The 21,920-nt window shown below is 38.1% G+C and carries 21 protein-coding genes and 3 pseudogenes; 6 read left to right on the forward strand and 18 right to left on the reverse strand.

What is annotated here, in order from left to right:
* Window positions 1-149 precede the first annotated feature (149 nt).
* Window positions 150-914 (forward strand): YdcF family protein, encoded by a 765-nt coding sequence (locus tag ACWODM_RS08060; RefSeq protein WP_455320869.1) that lies wholly within the window; start codon window positions 150-152, stop codon window positions 912-914.
* A gap of 120 nt (window positions 915-1,034) precedes the next feature.
* On the opposite strand, the gene ACWODM_RS08065 is transcribed toward ACWODM_RS08060, so the two are convergent.
* Together ACWODM_RS08065 and zwf are read right to left on the reverse strand one after the other, a co-directional pair.
* On the reverse strand, window positions 1,035-1,667 hold the full coding sequence (locus ACWODM_RS08065; protein ID WP_455320870.1) for a YczE/YyaS/YitT family protein: 633 nt from the start codon (window positions 1,665-1,667) through the stop codon (window positions 1,035-1,037).
* A gap of 30 nt (window positions 1,668-1,697) precedes the next feature.
* Window positions 1,698-3,161 (reverse strand): glucose-6-phosphate dehydrogenase, encoded by a 1,464-nt coding sequence (zwf, locus tag ACWODM_RS08070; RefSeq protein ID WP_455320871.1) that lies wholly within the window; start codon window positions 3,159-3,161, stop codon window positions 1,698-1,700.
* Between the two features lie 211 nt (window positions 3,162-3,372).
* Between zwf and ACWODM_RS08075 the strand changes: the two genes are divergently transcribed.
* Window positions 3,373-4,263, forward strand: coding sequence for a VOC family protein (locus ACWODM_RS08075; RefSeq protein WP_455320872.1), 891 nt, complete (start codon window positions 3,373-3,375; stop codon window positions 4,261-4,263).
* 71 nt (window positions 4,264-4,334) lie between these two features.
* On the opposite strand, the pseudogene ACWODM_RS08080 reads toward ACWODM_RS08075, so the two are convergent.
* Window positions 4,335-4,586, reverse strand: a pseudogene (locus ACWODM_RS08080) (hypothetical protein); the annotation flags it as partial.
* Between the two features lie 386 nt (window positions 4,587-4,972).
* Here ACWODM_RS08080 and ACWODM_RS08085 point away from each other — a divergent pair.
* Window positions 4,973-5,197 carry a helix-turn-helix domain-containing protein gene (locus tag ACWODM_RS08085; protein ID WP_455320873.1) on the forward strand — a complete coding sequence of 75 codons (225 nt, stop codon included), beginning with the start codon at window positions 4,973-4,975 and terminating at the stop codon, window positions 5,195-5,197.
* Here ACWODM_RS08085 and ACWODM_RS08090 read toward each other — a convergent pair.
* The 10 genes and pseudogenes from ACWODM_RS08090 to arsA (ACWODM_RS08135) all read right to left on the reverse strand — a co-directional run.
* Window positions 5,117-5,413, reverse strand: a pseudogene (locus ACWODM_RS08090) (ATP-binding cassette domain-containing protein); the annotation flags it as partial. The gene ACWODM_RS08085 and the pseudogene ACWODM_RS08090 sit on opposite strands and share 81 nt — an antisense overlap.
* Window positions 5,414-5,490: 77 nt before the next feature.
* Window positions 5,491-5,670 carry a hypothetical protein gene (locus tag ACWODM_RS08095; protein ID WP_455320874.1) on the reverse strand — a complete coding sequence of 60 codons (180 nt, stop codon included), beginning with the start codon at window positions 5,668-5,670 and terminating at the stop codon, window positions 5,491-5,493.
* Window positions 5,671-5,694: 24 nt separating this feature from the next.
* Window positions 5,695-7,368, reverse strand: a complete 1,674-nt coding sequence (locus ACWODM_RS08100) for an FAD-dependent oxidoreductase (RefSeq protein ID WP_455320875.1) — start codon at window positions 7,366-7,368, stop codon at window positions 5,695-5,697.
* On the reverse strand, window positions 7,365-8,444 hold the full coding sequence (gene arsB / locus ACWODM_RS08105) for an arsenite efflux transporter membrane subunit ArsB (protein ID WP_455320964.1): 1,080 nt from the start codon (window positions 8,442-8,444) through the stop codon (window positions 7,365-7,367). The genes ACWODM_RS08100 and arsB (ACWODM_RS08105) overlap by 4 nt, the downstream gene beginning before the upstream one ends.
* A 29-nt stretch (window positions 8,445-8,473) precedes the next feature.
* Window positions 8,474-9,553: an arsenite efflux transporter membrane subunit ArsB gene (arsB, locus tag ACWODM_RS08110; protein ID WP_455320876.1), complete on the reverse strand. Its 1,080-nt coding sequence runs from the start codon at window positions 9,551-9,553 to the stop codon at window positions 8,474-8,476.
* A gap of 80 nt (window positions 9,554-9,633) precedes the next feature.
* Window positions 9,634-11,376, reverse strand: coding sequence for an arsenite efflux transporter ATPase subunit ArsA (gene arsA / locus ACWODM_RS08115; RefSeq protein ID WP_455320877.1), 1,743 nt, complete (start codon window positions 11,374-11,376; stop codon window positions 9,634-9,636).
* A gap of 35 nt (window positions 11,377-11,411) precedes the next feature.
* Window positions 11,412-11,777 carry an As(III)-sensing metalloregulatory transcriptional repressor ArsR gene (gene arsR / locus ACWODM_RS08120; RefSeq protein ID WP_455320878.1) on the reverse strand — a complete coding sequence of 122 codons (366 nt, stop codon included), beginning with the start codon at window positions 11,775-11,777 and terminating at the stop codon, window positions 11,412-11,414.
* Window positions 11,778-11,910: 133 nt separating this feature from the next.
* The gene (gene arsD / locus ACWODM_RS08125; protein WP_119721958.1) at window positions 11,911-12,282 is read right to left on the reverse strand and encodes an arsenite efflux transporter metallochaperone ArsD; all 372 of its coding nucleotides are present in this window, start codon (window positions 12,280-12,282) and stop codon (window positions 11,911-11,913) included.
* A gap of 1 nt (window position 12,283) precedes the next feature.
* Complete coding sequence (locus ACWODM_RS08130) at window positions 12,284-12,577, reverse strand: ArsR/SmtB family transcription factor (protein ID WP_119721957.1); 294 nt, start codon at window positions 12,575-12,577, stop codon at window positions 12,284-12,286.
* Between the two features lie 95 nt (window positions 12,578-12,672).
* Window positions 12,673-14,171, reverse strand: a pseudogene (gene arsA / locus ACWODM_RS08135) (arsenical pump-driving ATPase); the annotation flags it as partial.
* Window positions 14,172-14,251: 80 nt separating this feature from the next.
* Between arsA (ACWODM_RS08135) and ACWODM_RS08140 the strand changes: the two are divergent.
* Both ACWODM_RS08140 and ACWODM_RS08145 read left to right on the forward strand, forming a co-directional pair.
* A complete protein-coding gene (locus ACWODM_RS08140; RefSeq protein ID WP_002367045.1) occupies window positions 14,252-14,458 on the forward strand; it encodes a hypothetical protein in 207 nt (68 codons plus the stop codon).
* A 79-nt stretch (window positions 14,459-14,537) separates the two neighbouring features.
* On the forward strand, window positions 14,538-15,728 hold the full coding sequence (locus ACWODM_RS08145; RefSeq protein ID WP_002367047.1) for a site-specific integrase: 1,191 nt from the start codon (window positions 14,538-14,540) through the stop codon (window positions 15,726-15,728).
* 97 nt (window positions 15,729-15,825) lie between these two features.
* Here ACWODM_RS08145 and sufB read toward each other — a convergent pair whose 3' ends face one another.
* From sufB to sufC, 5 genes are all read right to left on the reverse strand, one after another.
* Window positions 15,826-17,217 (reverse strand): Fe-S cluster assembly protein SufB, encoded by a 1,392-nt coding sequence (gene sufB, locus ACWODM_RS08150; RefSeq protein WP_455320879.1) that lies wholly within the window; start codon window positions 17,215-17,217, stop codon window positions 15,826-15,828.
* Window positions 17,218-17,505: 288 nt separating this feature from the next.
* Window positions 17,506-17,982: a Fe-S cluster assembly sulfur transfer protein SufU gene (gene sufU / locus ACWODM_RS08155; RefSeq protein WP_455320880.1), complete on the reverse strand. Its 477-nt coding sequence runs from the start codon at window positions 17,980-17,982 to the stop codon at window positions 17,506-17,508.
* Window positions 17,969-19,204 (reverse strand): cysteine desulfurase, encoded by a 1,236-nt coding sequence (locus tag ACWODM_RS08160; RefSeq protein WP_455320881.1) that lies wholly within the window; start codon window positions 19,202-19,204, stop codon window positions 17,969-17,971. The genes sufU and ACWODM_RS08160 overlap by 14 nt, the downstream gene beginning before the upstream one ends.
* On the reverse strand, window positions 19,201-20,496 hold the full coding sequence (gene sufD, locus ACWODM_RS08165) for a Fe-S cluster assembly protein SufD (RefSeq protein ID WP_455320882.1): 1,296 nt from the start codon (window positions 20,494-20,496) through the stop codon (window positions 19,201-19,203). The genes ACWODM_RS08160 and sufD overlap by 4 nt, the downstream gene beginning before the upstream one ends.
* Before the next feature lie 15 nt (window positions 20,497-20,511).
* On the reverse strand, window positions 20,512-21,285 hold the full coding sequence (gene sufC, locus ACWODM_RS08170; protein WP_455320883.1) for a Fe-S cluster assembly ATPase SufC: 774 nt from the start codon (window positions 21,283-21,285) through the stop codon (window positions 20,512-20,514).
* Window positions 21,286-21,449: 164 nt separating this feature from the next.
* Here sufC and ACWODM_RS08175 point away from each other — a divergent pair, with 164 nt between their 5' ends.
* Window positions 21,450-21,914 (forward strand): GNAT family N-acetyltransferase, encoded by a 465-nt coding sequence (locus ACWODM_RS08175; RefSeq protein WP_455320884.1) that lies wholly within the window; start codon window positions 21,450-21,452, stop codon window positions 21,912-21,914.
* Window positions 21,915-21,920: the final 6 nt, after the last annotated feature.

Here is a 21,920-nt window from a genome sequence, read left to right on the forward strand (position 1 = left end):
GGTAGAATTTGAATACGTCATAGTGAAAATCTCCTTATTAGTTGGTATCGGAACCCTAATAATACATGATTTTTCACTATGATGTTTTTTTATTTTTCAGGTGGCTAACTTGATTATAAAATTCGCGGTTAAAAACGATTGCTCAGCATATGAATGTTTTAGGAAATTTTTGTGGTCAACGGGATCTTCGTCGCCTGACTACAAAGGACTTGTCTGACCATTATGATTTAGACAAGGTCGATGTGTTGGTGTTATTTGGCGGAAGTATCATCGAAGGTGGCGATCTTTTTGCTCAGGCGATGCGTGAAAATATCGCTCGCCACTACGTCATTGTTGGAGGCTATGGACATACTTCTGAACGGCTCTTTCAGGAAATGGCTAAAGAAACTCCTGAGCTCTCCCAACAAAAGATCCACTCAGAAGCAGAATTGTTTGCCAAGTATTTAAAGCTCAAATACGATTTGACACCGGATTATTTGGAAACGCGATCGACGAATTGCGGAAACAATATCACCTACTTACTTGAGCTACTTAAAGAGCACGAGATCAAGACAGAAAGTATTTTGATGATCCAAGATGCAACGATGCAGCGCCGGATGGCTGCCACTTTGAAAAAATATGCACCTGACAATCTGTTTATGTTAAACTATGCAGCTTATCATGTTTCTGTCATTGTAGAAAATGAACGTTTGACATTTGACCAAGAACCTCGTGGGATGTGGGACATCGAACACTATCTCACCCTGCTGATGGGAGAGATTCCACGTCTACATGATACTCCTGAGGGCTATGGTCCGAAAGGAAAACAATTTATTGCGCATGTTGACATGCCGGCACCTGTTCTCGCCGCTTATCATGCCTTGCAGGCTGATTTTCCAGATAGTGAACGAAAGGCGAACCCAGCTTTTTCATAAACAAAACAGCAAAAAAATCCCAACCTGTTATAGCAGGTCGGGATTTTTTTGCTGTTTTACCTATGATGATGTTACAAAATTTCTAGCTACTCTCTTCTGTTGAATTGTCTAAAATCTTCATCAACCCATTAGTTTGTCTACTACGGGTTTGGAAACTTTTTTAGAGAAAAAGGAAATCAACGGACCACAGAAAAATCCTGTGATCACTGTGGAGATCCCCACTGGACCACCTAGTAGATAGGCCCCGATCACTACCAGAATATCTTGAGTTACCCGGACAGGCGTATAGCTCCAGCCCGTACGATCGACGATCAAAGGCGCAATAGCATCATAAGGGGCTACTCCTAAATCTGTTTCCGTATAAGTGGCTACTCCTAAAGTAAAGAAACCTATAGCAAGCACCGCAACAAGCACTCGAAGCATCAAACTCATTTGATCTACATCAATGACTAGATCAAATAACCATTGGAAGAAATCAATGAGATAGCCTACTAACACCATATTGTAAATCGTTCCCCAGCCAATCAAGGAACGTTTCATTAGAAATATAATAACCAACACGAGGAGATTGACACCCAACTGGTAACTTCCTAAATCGAAGCCCAGCAGCGAGGAAGCCCCTCTGTTCAAAGCTGTAAAGGGATCAAGCCCCATACTCATTTTTTCACTTAATGCGGCACCAAATCCAATGAGAACAATCCCAAATAAGGAAATGAATGAACCAATAAAAAACTCTTTCCGATTAGATGACATCGTATCTCTCCCTTCATTTTTATGAACAACTTACAAATCTTCTGTTCGTTTGATCCATTCATGATTATTTTTATTAAGCAACGTCTCCGCTTCAATTGGACCAAATGTATGGGCGCGGTAATTCGGAAACTCAGGTGCTGGCAGTTCTTTCCAGGCTTCCACAATACTATCGGTAATACGCCATTGCTCCAGAACTTGTTCATACGATGGGAAATACTTCCTATCTCCTGCTAAGGCATCATAGATCATATTTTCATAAGGATCGGCGACATAGTGATCTGCAAAGGTCTTTTTGTCTGGACCTAAAAATGTAATGACTGGTTCGTATTCATTATTTGGTTCTTTTTGATTAAGAACCATCGCCATTCCCTGTGTGGGTGCAGCCATAAAGGTAATACGTGTCGGAACATCAGCATTCATCCCTTCTGACTGTTTCAAGATCACATCCACGGCTGTATAGTCTTCAATCAATGATTTTCCGGTTCGCAAATAAAAAGGAACCCCTTCCCAGCGAGGCGTATCAATGTCAATCTCGACTGCAACATAAGTCTCCGTTGTGCTGTTACCAGGAATATCATTTTCATTTCGATAGCTTTTAAAATGTCCCGCACTGTCTGCTTTGTATTGACCACGAACGACTTTTTGTTCAACTGCCTCTTTGTCAAACGTAGGAATATTCTTTAAAAGTGCTAACTTACTCTGATGGATCGCATCATTTGAAAGCTCATCCGGCAGTTCTGTAGCCACGATAGATAAAATTTGTAGCAAATGATTTTGAAACATATCTAGCAATGCGCCCGTCTCATCGTAAAACTGCCCACGCTCCTCGATGGATAAGTTTTCCGGGATCGATATCTGAATATTATCGATAAAATTCTTGTTCCAAATTCCTTCAATCATCGGATTATAGAATCGTGTGGCTAAAATATTTTGGATGAAGTCCATCCCGACAAAATGATCCATGAAGTAAATATTTTCTCTGTCGAACACTTTTGCAAATATTTCCGCATATTCTTTTGCGATTTCTAAAGAATCTCCGACAGGTTTTTCAATAATCACTCGGTGATTGCCACCTAAATCAAAGAACTTGCCATCTTTAATATTTGTCGTTGTCTCATCATACAAACTAGGAGAAATCGAATAATAGTACATATACTCCTCTGGTATCTCAAATTCTTTCGTCAATGACCCCATTTTTTTCGCGAGCTCTCGCATCTCCACAAGATCTGAAACATCTGCGGATTGATAGCGACAGTGATTAAAAAAGCCTTCTTCAGCTTTCTCAAAATTGATGCCATTTTCAACGGCTTCACGTACATGATCTTGAAATTCGTCATCTGTTAAACTTTCAGGCGCTACTCCTAAAATAGCAAAATTCTCAGATAACAGCTTTCTTTGATACAATTGATGCAGTGCTGGAAGCAACATGCGATTAGCTAAATCACCTGTTCCGCCAAATAAAACGACTAAACCACCAATGTTTTCCTTTACCATTTGTATCGTCCTCTCATCTTAACGTTTATTTACTCTCCTCTTCCAATATAGCATACTTGTTAAAATTGAGTGTGTGATATGGTTATGGAGCAATGATGGATGTTCTATTAGAAATAGCTGGGACATTAAGCTCAATTGCGACAGTAGTTTCCTGTAAATAGAGTATAATGAAGAAGAAATACATTGGATCAAAAAAGGATAGGTGAAGATCATGGGACAAAAAATAGTTCCACATTTATGGTTTGATACTCAGGCAGTCGAAGCAATGAACTTTTATTTAAATGTTTTTCCACAATCAGAAAAGTTAGGTCAGGCAAAACTGGCAAAGACTCCTTCAGGTGAAGTCGATATGGTGTCTTTTAAAGTCTTCGATTTAGAAATCGCCGCAATCAGTGCAGGACCTTACCAGTCTATTAATCCGTCGATCTCCTTTTTTATTGAATGTTCAGAAGAAGGCATGCTCTCTCAATTGTGGCATGCGCTAGAAGAAGAAGGAACCGCATTGATGCCACTAAATGACTATGCTTTCAGTCCACTATTTGGATGGGTACAAGATAAATTTGGCGTAAGCTGGCAGCTTTCGCTGAATTCAGCCTTAAAAGAACCTCAAATATCTACCATGCTTCTATTTACAAAAGAGAACGCTGGCCGAGCCGAGGAAGCAATGAATGAATTCGTTAGAGTCTTTCCTGATTCTGAAATAAAGCAGCTGACTTATTATCCGCAAGGGATGGATCCCGAAGTGGAAAGACAAGTGATGCAAGGAGCAGCGACATTGTCAGGACAATCTTTTTTATTCATGGATAGTTCTCAACCGCATGCCTTTGCTTTCTCTCCAGGTGTTTCTTTGATGGTCTATTGTGAGGATCAAGAACAAATAGATGATTATTGGGAAAAGCTTTCCTATGTTCCTGAGGCTGAGCAATGCGGCTGGGTTTGCGATTCCTTTGGTATTTCTTGGCAGATTGTTCCTACCGATTTAAATGAAAAGATGTTTCATTATGATTGGGAGACCTTACAAAGAGTCAACCAAGTGATTCAAACCATGAAAAAACTCAACATTGCGCAAATCAAGCAAGCTGAAAAAGATAAGCCAGAGTAATATTTCGGGAAATTGGATAGGCATTGAGAATGAAAAAGGCATCAGGGAATGTATATTCCTCAATGCCTTTTTCATTGATCTAATAGCCAATCTGCAATATAAATGATGGGAATACCATCCATTTGCTCTCGCTCATAGTAACGCCCAGTGACAACAATTTTTTTATAGTTATCTTTAATATTTAACAAATTATCTGTTTCATACGTATTGTCAGGCAATTGATAGGTAACCTGAACATAGAGGGTATCATCTAGCTTGCGAGCAACAAAGTCGATTTCTTTTTGATCTATTTTGCCGATGTCAATTCTATAGACTCTTCCTAAACTTCATTTTCAATGAAATTTCACCACGATTTGAAGTTAACTTCAAATTTATTAGAATATTCATCTTTTATGAAGTTTAGTTCTTTTTGATGTAGTTAGCTATTCACATGCTTTTTGGAGACACAGCTTAAATTACAAGATGGGATACAAGAGAACGAATCACTGCATTTTCGTGAAAAAAGATGCCCGATAAATGGAGCTGTAACAATTTTTTTGAGTAACAGTTGATTCTCAATATTCAAACTTTAAGTATTCAATGTATATAAATTAAACTATTTCGCAAATTTTATAATCAAGTTAGCCACCTAAGAAAATAAAAAAACATCATAGTGAAATATCGTGTATTATTGGGGTTCCAACACCAAACCAATAAGGAGATTTTCACTATGACTTGCACAAATTCTATCACACAACGTCACAAAGGTCAGCACCTAACTGAAATTGAACGAGGAAAAATTGCTGCTTGGCATTCTGAAGGAATGTCAAATCGGCAGGTTGCTAAGAAAATTGGTGTTGCACCGCAAACTATCCACAATTTGTTGAACCGTTTCAAACGGATTAAAATTAAATTCCTGCGGCACAAGACCAATCTGTTGCTTTGCTCGCTCTAAATCATTATCAATATCATAATCAAAAACCTTTACTTGACCAGCAGTCTTATTAACAAGTGAGGTAATAATTCCAATTGTTGTTGATTTTCCAGCACCGTTTGGACCTAGCAGTGCATAAAAATCTCCTTCTTCTACAGTTAAATCAATACCACGCAGCGCCTCAACACCGGTCGCATATACTTTTTTTAAGCCTTTTAAATCTAGTGCATAGCTCATTTACTCATTACCTCCTTACTCATATTTCTTTTGTCAAAAAACAAATGCAGTCAAGGTACAACTGCATTTGCGACAAACTATTTTCTGTCTTCTTTAGCTTTAGATTCTCTTTTTTTAGCTAAAACATATAGAACCACAACAATTATAACAAAATTTACAAATATACCAACATTTATTTGATAGTTTAATAGTTTGGCAGCAAGGAAAGCTCCCAAGATACCGGCAAGTCTTGCCAGCACTCTTTTTTCTTCTGTCATCTATTTAATCCCTTCATCATTAAATCAGTTAGAGGCAAGCATTTGGGCAATTATCTGGTAATTTTTATTTCCTCCAGATAAATTATAGACTTCTTTAAATCCTTCGTTTAACAGGATATTTTGAGCAGCATTTCCAGTTACGCCCTTATTGCAATACGTGATTGTTGTTACATTTTTATCTAGCTCCGCCACTCTATCACGTATTTCTGCTAATGGAATATGGATAGCCCCTTTAACACAAGAAATTTCATATTGTTTTTTGGAACGAGTATCAATAATTTGCAGTTGTTCTCCACTTGCTTGTCGCTCAATCAATTCAGCTGGTGTCATTAAAGGTGTTCCATTGCTTATTGCATTATCTAACGCCATTCCAGTATAAAGAACGGGGTCTTTTGTTGTCGCAAATGGTGGTGCATAAGCAAGGTCTAAATGGAACAAATCTTCTGCTACTGCACCAAATGAAATTGCAGTGGCAATTACGTCAATTCGTTTATCTACACCTTGCTCTCCAATAATCTGAGCTCCAAGAATTCTCCCACTACTTTTATCTGCTAAAGCTTTGATTGTCAGCTCTTTTCCACCTAAGTAGTCCGCATGATCTGGCTTAATATTATAAAGAATAGCTGTCTCTAATCCTTCTAATTTAGCTTCTTTTTCTGTTAAACCAGTATATGCAACCGCTAAATCAAAAACTCGAACAATACCAGTTCCTAAAATACCACGATGTTCCAGTGTTCCTCCTGTGATGATATCACCAGCAATTCTACCCATCTTATTAGCAGTTGATCCAAGTGGACGATATATTGGTTTATCTGTAATGACAGAATAGCTTTCAGCAACATCTCCTACCGCATAAATATGTGGTACCGTTGTCTGCATTTTCTTATTCACTTTAATCGCACCAGATTTTCCCAATTGAATAGTTGTCGATTGAATAAGTGAATTATTCGGAGTAACACCAGCTGCAAGAATGACTAAATCCGTTTTGATTGTTTGCTCTTGATTGGTTGCTAATTCAGTAATATAGCCAGCCTTCTCAGTTACTTTTGTGATCGTTGTATTCAGTTGAAGCTTAACATGATTCTTTTCAAGCTCCTTTTGGACACGATATGCCATATCAGCATCCATTTGTTTCATTACTTGATTGCCACGTTGAATAATAGTTACCTCTATTCCTTTATGAACCAATTGCTCTGCCATTTCTAATCCAATAAAGCCTGCACCAATAATAGTAGCTTGTTGTGGCTTTTCTTTTTCAATAAATGAGTGAATGGCAGCAGCATCTTGAATAGTACGAACATGAAAAAGATTTCTATTAGCTTGCTGTGCTTTAAAAATCTCTGGCACAATCGGTTTTGCTCCTGTTGCTAAAACCAATTCATCATAGGATTCGGTTTTCTTCTCCTTTGTTTGAAGATTCTCAACCTCAAGCGTTTGAGTTTCAGGATGAATAGCTGTCACTCGATGCTCTGTAAAAATATCTACATTATAACGCTTTTTAAACCATGCAGCATTTCTAGGGGTCAACTTATCTAACTCTTCAACTTCTTCTCCTATATAATAAGGAATCCCGCAAATTGAATAGGAAATATCCTTGTCTTGGTCGTAGACAACAATCTCTGCTTCCTCTGTATTTCGTCTAGCCTTTGCGGCCACACTTGTCCCAGCTGCTACTGAACCAATAATCACAATTTTCATAAAGATGCCTCATTCCTTTTTTTAGTTTGCTTAAAATATTTTTGCTTAAATTTCAATGCTACATTTACTAAACCAATCAAAACCGGAACTTCCACTAGTGGACCAATTACTGCTGTAAAGGCTTCCCCTGAATTAATACCAAATACGCCAACAGCTACCGCAATTGCTAATTCAAAATTATTGCTCGCTGCGGTAAACGATAATGAAGCTGCAATTGGATAACTGGTTCCCATACGTTTAGAAATAAAGAATGAAACAAAGAACATAAGGACAAAATAAATGAGTAATGGAATGGCAATCCTTACTACATCCATTGGAAGTTCAATGACTTTTTCTCCTTTAACGGAGAACATCACAACAATTGTAAATAATAAGGCAACCAATGTAATTGGACTAATTTTAGGAATGAATTTTTCTTCATACCATTTCTTTCCTTTTTTCTTTATTAGAATCCAACGAGATAAAAAGCCTGCAATGAAAGGAATACCTAAATAAATGAAAACACTTGTTGCAATCTCACCCATTCCAATTGAAACAGCATGCGTTTCTAAGCCTAACCATCCCGGAATAACTGTCACAAAAATATAGGCAAACACTGAATAAAAGATAATTTGAAAAATGGAATTGAACGCCACTAATCCTGCCGTATACTCATTGTCCGCTTGAGCTAAGTTACTCCACACAATCACCATTGCAATACAACGAGCCAGACCAATCATAATTAACCCCACCATATACTCAGGATAATCATGTAAAAAGACAACCGCTAAAATAAACATTAAAATGGGACCGGCAATCCAGTTTTGGAAAAGTGACAATAATAAAACCTTCCAATCTTTAAAGACACGCCACATCTCTTCATATTTCACCTTAGCTAACGGTGGATACATCATTAATATCAAGCCTATCGCAATAGGTATAGAAGTTGTTCCAACTTCCAGTTTATTTATTCCTGTTACAACCTCTGGTACAAAATAACCTAATCCAATACCAAAGCCCATTGCAAGAAAAATCCAGAGGGTTAAATAACGATCTAATAATGATAATTTTTTTGTTACACCTGCCACAATCAACATCTCCAAGCAATAAATTTAGTCTTCTTAAACTAGTTTCTTAACGATTGAGGTAACTCATTTTTTTGAAACCATCCAACTGTACTATTCGCAACTTTAACTAATAGCAACATGACTGGTACTTCAACCAATACGCCTACTACTGTTGCTAATGTTGCCCCTGACTGTAAGCCAAATAGTGAGATGGCTACTGCTACTGATAATTCAAAGAAATTACTAGCTCCAACCATGCCTGCCGGTGCAGCAATCGAATGAGGCAACTTCCAAAAACGAGCCCATGTATAAGCAATAGCAAAAATCAATAGTGTTTGAATGGTTAGCGGAATTGCAATTAAAAGAATGTGCAGTGGATTATTCAAGATTCTTTCACCTTGGAAAGAAAAAATAATCACTAGCGTTAAAAGCAACCCAATAATTGTAACCTTATCAAATTTCTTTAGAAAGACTGTTTCAAAATAATGAAGTCCTTTATTTTTTATAATGACTGTTCGAGTGACAACACCTAAAAGAAGTGGAATCACTACGAATAAAACAGTCGACAAAATCAACGTATTAATTGGAACAGCTACATTTCCAACACCTAATAAAATAGCAACGATTGGCGCATACACCACTAAAATAATTAAATCATTAATCGCAACTTGAACCAATGTATAAGCTGGATCTCCTTTGGTTAAGTAACTCCAAACAAAGACCATTGCAGTACAGGGTGCCGCACCTAACAATACTGCTCCTGAGACATATTCTTTGGCTAAATCATTGGGGATAATCCCTTTAAATACAACGAAAAAGAAAAATGCCGAAATAGCGTACATCGTAAATGGTTTAATGAACCAATTCACTGTACAGGTTACAATCAAACCTTTAGGTTTCTTAGCTGCATTGACAATACTAGTAAAATCTATTTTCAACATCATCGGATAGATCATCAACCAAATTAAGATTGCTGTTGGAATAGATACTTGATAATACTCGAATTTCCCTAAAGTTGCTGGAACAGCTGGCAAATATTTTCCAATTAAAACACCCGTAACCATACACAAAGCCACCCAAAGCGTTAAATATTTTTCAAATATTCCCAATCCTTTTTGTTCTTCTTTTTCCATCATCATCTTCCTCCATCATAAAATTCAAATAAGTGCATGATAGATAGAAAAATTTCTATCTATCATTTAAAAAAAATAAAATGCTCCTAATTCAATATATTGTGTAGTGCTTCTCCAGAGATTTCTTCTGCATGCCATTCTACAACCCCATAATGATTATTAGATAATTCTGCTACTTTATCAATCCATGTATTTTCATTTTGTGCTCGGGCTAGTAACATTGGATTTGTTGTACCACTTGTTAACATACTGTTATTCACGACCCACCATGTATGAGCAATGCCTGCTCGATCCAAGTCTTCCTGTAGTCGCATAGATTCATAAACAGGTGTTGTTTCAGATAAAGTGACCATGACCACTTCGGTTTCTTTTCCATCTTGCAAACGAGGTAAGAGACGTTTCACTGATTCTGGTACTTCACCAGATGTCCGCTCTACTTCTTTATGGTAGCTTTGGGTAGAATCAAGTAATAGTAATGTATGTCCTGTTGGTGCGGTATCAATAACTACCACATCACAATCGGCATCATCCACAATCTCTGCAAAAGCTCTGAATACAGCGATTTCTTGTGTACAAGGCGAACGTAAATCTTCTTCTACATAAGCAACATCATCTGGTGACATCGTTTCACGAGCCTTACTTAATACTTCTTCTGTATAATCTGCTAATTCCTTGTCTTCATCGATATGACTCACCTTGATTTGATCGGATTCAGAAATCACAAATTGTAAATGAGCAGCTGGATCGGTTGTAGCCAAATGAACTTTCTTGCCTTTATCTGCTAAACCAGTGGCAATTGCCGCAGCAATAGTCGTTTTCCCAACGCCACCTTTACCCATTGTAAAAATCACTTTTTTACCAGATTGATGCAACTCATTCACGATGTCTTTCAATCTAGGAAATGCTCTTGGTGTGACTATTTCAGTTAAAAATTCACCTTGATTGGATTTCAATAATTGGCGTAGATTTTCAACACCAGTCACATTGTAAGAACGTAAAGGAATACTGTACTCAGGAAAAGCTTTCAAACTCTCTGGCATTTGTGCCAATGCTTCTTGTTGTCCATCATAAATCAATTGAGATACTTTATCTGTTGCTTCCTCTAAGACGCCATTCACTAATAAAACTTGATTTTCAATGCCTATCTCTTGTAATTCTTTAGAAGCTCGATCTGCTTCTAAAAGTGGTGCCTTTTGCGGTCTTGTTACAAGCATTAAAGTTGTTTTTGCTCCATCAGCTAATGTGGCTACAGCATGCTCATAAATTTCCTTTTTATCACCTAAACCAGATAATTGACCTAAGCAAGAAGCTCCTGTTGTATTTTCATCCATAAAATTACTCCATGCAGATGGTAACTGTAACATTCTTAACGTGTGACCTGTTGGTGCAGTATCAAAAATAATATAATCATACTTTTTCTCTGCTTCTGGATCAGTTAAAAAACCAGAAAATTCATTAAATGCAGCAATCTCTACTGTACAAGAACCAGATAATTGTTCCTCCATATTCGCTAAAGCAGAATCAGGTAGTTTCCCTCTAAATGGTCCTACAACACTTTCTTTATAGTCATCAGCTGCTGTTACAGGATCAAAATTTGCTACAGTTAATCCCGGAACTTCTGGAATTTCTTTCCCTTTATTTGTTAATTCTGTTTGAAAAACATCTTGTAAATTACTTGCTGGATCGGTACTGACTAACATAACTTTTTTCCCACTATCTGCTAAATAAGTAGCAGTGCCACAAGCGGTCGTTGTTTTACCAACACCTCCCTTTCCTGTAAAAAATAGATACTTTGTTAATGGTAGCTGATCTGGTTGGTACAATTTCATGTTTGGTTTCCTCCTTTAAATTTAACATCATCATTCTAAGCAATTGTTACTTTCTTTGTAGCTGTTACTCTCCCTTTAACCTCACAAGAACATGCAGCATTATCAATCGTATGACAAATACAGTCATCTGTGTTTTGAATGATTGTTTGAATGACACCAGATAATACTTTCATATTCTCCGCATTCAATGAATAATTGTGCCATGTCCCTGATTTTCTGGCTTGAACAATCCCTGCATTCATTAACACTTTCATGTGATGGGAAAGCGTTGGTTGTGTAAATTCAAAATGCTCTAATAAATCACATGCACAACGCTCACCACAAGAAAGCATATCCACAATTTGAACCCTTTTTGGGTCTCCTAATGCTTTAAAAACTTTTGCTGTTAATTCATAATCCATCTTTCATCCCTCCATACATAGAAGTTCTTCTATATATAATATAGATGTTCATCTATCTATTGTCAATAGATTCTGTCTCACTTAATAAAAAAGCCTATGAGAATCTCTTCTCATAGGCATTAGTTTCTTCGTTTTAGCAACATCCAGATGATGGAGAGCAGCAACTATTTGATTGTTCTTCTTTCTTATCCTCTGAGAAATTAACACCAGTATAGACACTAAACTCCTCATTTGACGGATAACCAGCCATTTTTACAATTTCACCATCTAATAAAACAACTGGTAGTATGTCGGCTCCTTTAGACTGTAACAACTCACCAATTTTTTCATTTTCTACGAATGCCGCAGGATTACCTGTTAAATTAAAACGCTCTACTTCTACACCTTCGGCTTTTTCCAATGTTTGAATAATAGAGGAAACTCGAAGCAATTCTGTATCTACTCCGGGACCACAAACTCCTGTGTCACAACACATTGCTGGTTCGTACAACGATACTTTACTCATTTTACATAACTCCTTCTTTTTGTTTTGTATTCAATATTTGATGTATTAATTCTTGAAATCCTTCAATATTCTCTGTCACCAGAGAATAATATTGCCATTTGCCTTCTTTACGTGCGGTTACTACTCCCGCCTCAATTAAAACCTTCATATGATGTGATAGTGTCGGCTGAGTAAAATCAAAATTATCCAAAATATCACATGCACACTTTTCACCAGTTGAAATCATATCTAATATTTGAAGTCTATTAGGCTCTGCAATTGCCTTCATAATTTTTGATAATCCTAAATAATCCATATTCTCACCTCCACATAGATATTCATCTATATTTAATATAGAACTTTATCTATGTTTTGTCAATGAGTAAAATATGAGTTATATCCTATCGTAAATTATAAAATATCTCTTAAAGCATCTCCTGAAATATCCTCAGCTTTCCATTCAATCACTGCGTAATGATTGTTAGACAGCTCTGCTACCTTATCTATCCAAACTTCTTCATTTTGTGCTCTTGCTAAAAGCATTGGGTTCGTTGTTCCGCTAGAAAGCATGCTATTGTTCACTACCCACCAAGTACGAGCAATTCCCGCTCTCTCCAAGTCTTCTTTTAACCGAATTGATTCATAAACAGGTGTTGCTTCGGGTAATGTGACCATTACTACTTCTGTTTCATCTCCATTTTGTAACTTAGGCAGTAGCTTTGTGTTGAATCTAATAGCAATAGTGTATGACCTGTTGGTGCGGTATCAATCACAACAACATCACTATCTGCTCCTTCAACTATTTCCGCAAACTTTCTAAAAACAGCAATCTCTTGTGTGCAAGGGGAACGTAAGTCTTCTTCAACATATGCCACATCTTCTTCTGACATTGTTTCACGAGCTTTTGTTAATATCTCAGACTGATAATCTGCTAGTTCTTTTTCTTCATCAATATGACTCACGCTAATTTTGTCAGTTTCTGAAATAACAAATTGAAGATGTGCTGCTGGATCAGTCGTTGCTAAATGAACTTTTTTCCCTTTATCCGCTAATGCCATTGCAATTGCTGCGGCTATCGTCGTCTTCCCTACGCCACCTTTACCCATTGTAAAAATAACTTTTTTATCCGTTTTATATAAATTATCCACAATGGCTTGTAAGTGGGGAAATTCTTTTGGTTTAATTGATCCCGTCAATAGTTCTTCTTGATGTTCATTCAATAATTTTCTAATATTTTCAATTCCAGTTAAATTATATGGACGTAATGGTACAAAATATTCTGGATACTTAGCTAAACTTGCTGGCATCTGTTTTAATGCTTCCTGTTGAATAGCATAAAATTCCTCAGAGACTTTATCTGTTGCTTCTTCCAGTACCCCATTAATAATTAATGCTTGATTTTTAATCCCCATTTCTTCCAATTCTTTTGACGCTCTATCTGCTTCTAATAAAGACGTTTTTTGCGGTCTCGTTACCAACATCAACGTCGTTTTCTGACCGTCAATTAAGGTTTTAACAGCTAGATCATACATTTCTTTTTTGTCTACAGCACCTGATAATTGTCCTAAAGGAGCAGTTGCGGTCTCATTCTCATCTAAATAATTATTCCAAGCAGAAGGTAATTGAAGCATTCTCAGAGTATGACCTGTTGGGGCAGTATCAAAAATAATATGATCAAATTTTGTAGAGGCTTCTTTATCCGTTAAAAAATTGGCAAATTCATTAAATGAGGCTATCTCTACAGTACAAGAGCCTGATAATTGTTCTTCCATATTTTCCAAAACTGAATCTGGCAATTTACCACGATAAGGTCCTACAATACTTTCTTTATAGTCATTAGCCGCCTCCACAGGATCAAAGTTGGCGAAAACTAAACCTTCTACATTAGGAATTTTAGTCCCTTTATTGGCTCTATATCTGAAAGAAAGGTTGAATAAAATTTTATTGATTAATTTTGAATATTCTATTAGTCTCAGAAAGGAAATTGCCTATGAATACTCCTGATAAAGTACCTTTGATTCTTGGTAGATATGTGAACCAACAAACCTTAATGAAAGAGCTGCATATTGGTTTCGACACGTTAAAAATGCTTCATCTAAACGGTTTAGAAGCGGTTATTATCGGGAGACAACATTTATATGACCTAGAAGACTTAAAGAACGTTTTAAATCAATTAAAAAGTGCTGAACATCAATAGGGAATAAAAACGAATATTAAAATCTTACAAACAACAAAATATCCTAATCCAAATAATGAATTAGGAAGGAAGATTTTATATGTCAGTATCTTTTAAACAATACACTAAGTATAATCAAAAGCTTTGGAAATTCCAATGTTACCTTGGAAAAACTGAATTTGGTGAAGAAGTACGCACTACTAGAAGTGGTTTCCAAACAAAAAAAGAAGCCCAGCAAACTTATCGACAGTTACAACTTGATTTTGATAAAAATAAGTTAAAGATGAATGGTAATATTACGTTTAAAGAGCTTTATGAAGAATTTATTGAACAATATCGTTTAAAAGTAAAACCATCTACTATCATGATAACAAGAAGAGCGATTGAAGATCATGCACTTGAATACTTCGGAAATAAAATGCTTAAAGACATTTCAGTCCGATTTTGTACTCAAGTCAATCGTCGCTGGATAAGAGATGGTTATAAGCAAGCTTATTATTTCCGCAGGGCTGTTGCTCAAATTTTACAATATGGTGTTCAACAGGAATTGATTCTTGAAAATCCCATGCGTAAAACTGAACCAATCAAACGTCAAGAAATTGATGAACATTTAGTCGCTACAGAAACAATGACTGTTTATACACCAAAAGAATTAGCTATTTTCTTGGAGTCTTGTAAAAAACATGGCAATATGAAAATCGAAACCTATTTTCGTATTTTAGCCTACACTGGTGCAAGAAAATCTGAAATACTTGCCTTAGAATGGAACGATATTAATTTTGATAACAACAAATTAACAATCAGTAAAACATTGGCAGAAGTTGAGTACGATCCAAAATCTAAAAAAACTAAAGTAGCCAGTCAAAGCGCCAAAACAAATGCCGGTAAAAGGACTATTTCAATTGATTTAGAAACGATGGCTATGTTACAGGAATGGCGAACTAGACAGCAGTTTGAGTTTAAGGTTTTGGGAATTAGAGCAACGAATAAGCATCAGCTAGTCTTCCCTAATAAAGATAATCTTTTTTGTCGCCCCGGTCAGCCAAATGACTGGTATGATGTCATAGCGACTAAGTACAACTTAAAACGAATTACACTTCATGAATTTAGAAAAACACATGTCTCTCTTTGCGCAATGGCTGATATGAACTTAGAGGATATTATGTACCGAGTTGGTCATAAAGATTCTAAAATGACTCGTCAGGTCTATAACTACTTCTATCCTGAACGTGAAGAACGCAGTGCAGATCAATTCGCACAATTCATTGAAAAAGAGAAATATTTATTTTAATCGCTGTTGTAGTTAGTTTTGTAGTTAGTTTGCTTTTACGAAAAAAAGAAGCACTAGAAACATTGATAAATCAACGTTTCTAGTGCTAAAAAAGGCTTTAGCCAACACTGCCTTCCATTTCATAACTGATCAAGCGATTCAGCTCAACCGCATATTCCATTGGAAGTTCTTTCGTAAATGGTTCTACAAATCCCATAACGATCATCTCGGTCGCTTCGACTTCTGATAGTCCACGACTCATTAGATAATACAATTGTTCTTCTGAGATTTTTGATACTTTGGCTTCGTGCTCTAAGGCAACTTGGCTGTTGTGGATCTCATTGAATGGGATGGTGTCTGATTTAGACTGATCATCCATAATAATCGTGTCACATTCGATATGCGAGATTGAGCCTTGGCTCTTCTTGCCGAATGTTACTTGTCCACGATAGTTTACTTCGCCGCCATCTTTGGCAATCGATTTAGAAGTAATCGAACTTGAAGTATTTGGTGCGTTGTGGATCATTTTCGCTCCAGTATCCTGGATTTGTTTAGCTCCAGCAAAAGCGATTGAAAGCATCGTTCCGCGAGCACCTTGTCCATCAAGAAACACACTTGGGTATTTCATTGTTCTTTTAGCTCCCAAGTTACCGTCGATCCATTCCACAGTGGCACCTTCTAATGCACGGGCACGTTTTGTTACCAAGTTGTACACATTATCCGACCAGTTTTGGATCGTCGTGTAACGGCAGTAAGCATCCTTCAGTGTGAAGATCTCAACGATCGCCGCATGCAGGCTGTTACTTGAATACGTTGGTGCGGTACAACCCTCTACATAGTGGACGCTTGCGCCTTCGTCAACTACGATCAATGTACGTTCAAATTGTCCGGTATTTTCTGCATTGATTCGGAAATACGTTTGCAATGGAACATCGACACGCACACCTTTTGGTACATAGATGAAGGTTCCACCTGACCAAACGGCTGAGTTCAAGGCTGCTAATTTATTATCAGTCGGTGGGACTAATTTAGCAAAATATTGTTTGAAGATTTCTGGGTACTCTTTTAAGGCTGTATCGGTATCGGTAAATACGATCCCCAGTTTTTCAAATTCTTCTTTCATGTTGTGATAAACAACTTCTGATTCATACTGGGCAGATGCTCCTGCTAAGTAGGCACGTTCTGCTTCAGGAATCCCGATGCGTTCAAAGGTTTCTTTGATTTTTTCTGGTACATCGTCCCAGTCGCGGGCTGGTTTGTCACTTGGTTTTTGATAGTATTTGATTGCATCGAAGTCCAAGTCTGATAGATCTGGTCCCCATTCCTGCATAGGCATCTTGTGGAAAGCTTCCAATGATTTCAAACGGAAATCAAGCATCCATTCTGGTTCTTCTTTTACGCGTGAGATTTCACGGACGATTTCTTCTGTCAAGCCTTCTCCGGTACTGTAGACTGGTTCCACGTCATCATGGAAACCATATCTATATTCTTCTAATTCAGGTACTCCCATGTTTCTCACTCCTCGTTCATATTAATCTATTAAAGTTTTGAAAAACAAAACTTTAGTTTGATTTTCTCTACGTATATCATTCCACTAGTCTATGTTCCTAGTGCTACTTCGTTTGAGAGTATTTAAATTTCTGAAAAAACGAAATTTAAGTTTTATTCTCACCACGCATACCATCTCACTAAATTAAAGTTCCTCGTAAGTGTGACTGGCAAAGTGGAACTGACATCCTCGTTCATATTCTCGTTCATATTAATCTATTAAAATTCAAACTACGGTCATTTGATTCGCTTAGTCCTCTTCGTGTTTCAACAAGCCGCTTTCTCCGATCCCTGTTTCAGGATCCTCTAACGCTTTTTCCAAAGCCTTCCAGGCCAAGGTCGCGCATTTGATACGAGCTGGAAATTTCGCAACGCCACCAAGCATCGCTGCATCCCCTAGCTTTTCAAGCTCGGAGATATCCTTGCCTTGCACAAGCTGGGAAAAGTCTTCCGACAAGGCGATTGCTTCTTCTAATGTTTTACCAAGAACAGCGTCTGTCATCATTGAAGCACTGGCTGTACTGATCGAACAACCATGCCCAGAAAAGGCGATGTCTTTGATTACACCCTTCTCTGTGTCTAGCTCCAAATGGATCACATCGCCACAGGTCGGATTATTCAATTCGATTCGCTGACTTGAATTCTCCAGACTTCCATGATGATGTGGATGACTGGAGTGATCCAAAATCACTTGACGATACAAATTATCTAATTTAGATAGTGCCATGTTTGAAAAACTCCTTTGTCGCTTTGATCGCTTCTACTAAACGGTCGGCATCTTCTTTGGTATTGTAAAAATAAAAACTTGCACGTGCTGTCGCTGGAACGTCTAAATAATTCAATAGTGGTTGCGCACAATGATGTCCGGCACGTACAGCCACGCCTTCCATATCAAGTGCTGTCGCCACATCATGAGGATGGATTCCCTCTAAGTTGAAGGCGATCACACCGGTATGATCTGCTGGATCTTGTGGACCATAAACGGTCAAACCCTCGATTGCTTGCAGCTTCGGTAAAACGTAAGCGACCAAACTCGCTTCATAATCATGGATTTCTTGCATGCCTAACGCTTCTAAGTAATCAACAGCTGCACCTAAGCCAATCGCATCAGCAATATTCGGTGTTCCAGCCTCAAATTTCCACGGTAGTTCTTTCCACGTACTTTCATACAAATGGACAAAATCGATCATTTCACCGCCGAATTCAACAGGCTCCATTTGTTCTAGCCATTTGCGTTTGCCGTATAAAATACCCATACCGGTCGGTCCACACATTTTATGTGCACTGAACGCATAAAAATCAGCATCCAATGCTTGGACATCGACAGGCATGTGAGGAACAGCTTGCGCACCGTCCACAACAAGAACTGCTTCCTGTGCATGAGCGATCTCAGCCAATTCCTTGATCGGATTGATCACACCCAGAACATTGGAAGCATGGGCGATCGAAACGATCGCCGTTTTATCAGTGATCTGACGTTTCGCATCCTCCATATCTAAAAAGCCTTCTGGTGTCAATGCAATATATTTTAACTTCGCCTTTTTACGGGCGGCTAATTGTTGCCACGGAATAATATTTGAATGATGTTCCATGTAGGAAATGACGATTTCATCGCCTTCTTGAACAAATGCATCACCAAAACTTCTTGATACCCAATTTAATCCAGTAGTTGTCCCGCGAGTGAACAGGACTTCTGCAGTTTCTTTCGCATGAATAAATTGGCGCACTTTTTCTCGTGAGGCTTCATAGTCATGTGTTGCCCGTTCAGCCAGGGTATGCACGCCACGATGGACATTCGCATTGTTGCAATGGTAATAATCCGTCAAGGCTTGCAAGACAGCTTCCGGTTTTTGTGTCGTTGCAGCATTGTCTAAATAAACAAGAGGTTCATCATTGACAATTTGATTCAAAATGGGAAATTCTTCGCGAAGATTTTGGGCATTGATCATGCGTTCAACTTCCCTTCAATTACATCGACTAATTCTTTTTGAACTTCTTTAACAGGGATCGCAGTCAGTACAGAACCCAAGAATCCGCGGATAACCAAACGTTCGGCATCTTCTTTACGAAGACCGCGACTCATCAAGTAGTACATTTCTTCCGGATCCACACGCCCTACACTGGCTGCATGTCCAGCAGTGACTTCATTTTCGTCGATCAATAAAATTGGGTTGGCATCGCCACGAGCTTTGTCAGAAAGCATCAAGACACGACTTTCTTGCTGGGCATCGGCACCCTTGGCTCCTTTGAGGATATGCCCGATCCCGTTGAAGGTCAACGTCCCACGCTCACGGATCACCCCGTGTTGCAAAATATGACCAATCGAATGCGGTGCTTTATTGGTTACTCGTGTATCAATCGCTTGGATTTGGCGTCCCGCACTGATTGCGACAGCCTTCACCTCTGAATGAGAACCTTCACCGACTAAATCAGAATCAAAGTCAGCGACGATATTTCCATCATTCATGACTCCCAATGCCCAATCAACAGAAGCATCACGCATGATATAACCACGACGATTCATGTAAGTGGATAAATTCACACCTAATTGATCGATCGCTGAATATTTAACTTTTGAACCGGCTTTAGCGATGACTTCGACCACGATATTTCCAGAAATTTTTTCTGCTTCAGCACCTTCAGTGATAAAGCGTTCCAAATAACTGAATTCACTGTGCTCGTCCGCAACGATCAACACGTGTTTGAAGAAATGTGTGGACAAATTGCCATTGTGATAAAAAATAGCTTCGATCGGTGCTTCAATGACGACATTTTTAGGTACATACAAGAACATTCCACTATTCATGAAAGCAGCGTGTGCCGCTGTCATCTTGTCTTCGTTCATTGGTACGGCTTTCGTCATATAGTATTCTTTGACCAATTCCGGATATTCCTTCATTGCTGTAAATAAATCAGTGAAGATTACCCCTTGATCAATCAGCTCTTGTGGCAATTGTTCAAAAACAGTCGCACTGTCATATTGAACAAGAACAGGGTTGTCCTGCATCTCATCAAAAGCTGGTAAAATAGTTCCACTGAATGGTTGATTTCCCTGCAAAGCTTCTTCATCAATATTGAACAATGGCCAACGCTCGTACTTAACGCGTTCGATCACTGGAAATGGTAAATCTTCTACTTTTTCTAACGCAGCTTGACGCAATTCAAGCATCCAAGCAGGCTCTTCCTGTAGTGCTGAAAAAACGTTGACTGCGTCAAGATAGTCTTTCAAGTTGTTTTTCATGTACCTTGACCCTCCTTACGCTTCTTCTTCTTTGTAATCAATTCCTAATTCTTTACTGATTCCAGCATAGCCTTCTGCTTCCAGACGTTTTGCCAAGTCTGCATCACCAGTCAAGACCACGCGGCCTTCCATCATGATATGCACAACATCAGGTGTGATGTAGTTTAATAGGCGTTGATAGTGAGTAATGATCAAAGAACCAAAACCTTCTCCACGCATTTCATTGACCCCTTTGGCTACAACCTTCAGTGCATCGATATCTAAACCAGAATCAATTTCGTCTAAGATAGCAAAAGTTGGTTCAAGCATCAATAATTGTAAGATTTCATTCCGTTTCTTTTCTCCACCAGAGAAGCCTTCGTTTAAGTAACGTTCAGCCATTTCTTCCGGCATATTCAACAGATCCATTTTTTCATCTAATTTTTTGATGAAGTCCATGACAGAGATTTTATCGTCTTCGTCGCGTTTGGCATTGATCGCTGCACGCATGAATTCTGCATTCGTGATTCCAGGAATCTCACTTGGGTATTGCATCGCTAAGAAAAGACCTAAGCGCGCGCGCTCGTCAACTTCCATTTCCAAAACATTTTCCCCGTCAAGTAGGATTTCACCTTCAGTTACTTCAAAGTTAGGATTTCCCATGATTGCCGCAGATAAAGTTGATTTCCCAGTTCCGTTTGGTCCCATGATGGCATGGATCTCTCCCGTTTTCAAAGTTAGATCGACACCTTTTAGGATTTTTTTATCTTCAATTGAGACATGTAAGTTTTTGATTTCTAAAACAGACATTTTATTCCCTCCAAATTCATTATTTATTCTTAACTATTGTAGACTAATTGAGAATGAAGTTCAAATATAGAAACTGAAAAAAACGCTTCCTTAAAAATGAATGCGTTTTAGTTTAGAATTATTTCAAGTTTGCTTATACTAGAGTTTGAAGGAGGATATTGACTATGAGATATCAACTAAAACCTATTAGCCAGGAAAACTGGCGGACCGCTGCATCACTAGAAGTTGCTCCGAATCAAAAAGGGCTGATCGAAGAGAATACCTTGTCTTTACTGGAAGCTGCTTATGACACCAAATTAAAATGGACGTCTGTTGGATTATATGTGGACAACAAGATGGTTGGTTTTGCGATGATCGGTGCTGAAGCTCCTTCTGACCGTTCCATTTGGTTCGATCGCTTCATGATCGATCACCACCATCAGCGTCAGGGTTATGGTCACGCCTTGTTCCGTTCGGTGCTGACTTATTTGAAAGAACACTACAAACAAGTCGATAAGATTTACTTAAGCGTTCACGAAGAAAATGAAAAGGCCTTTCCTTTCTATGAGTCATTTGGTTTCGTCCATACCAATGAAAAAGATCCGGAAAACAATGAACACATCATGTATTTAACGATTGACAGAGAATAAAAAGAA

This window comes from Enterococcus olivae (assembly GCF_053760925.1).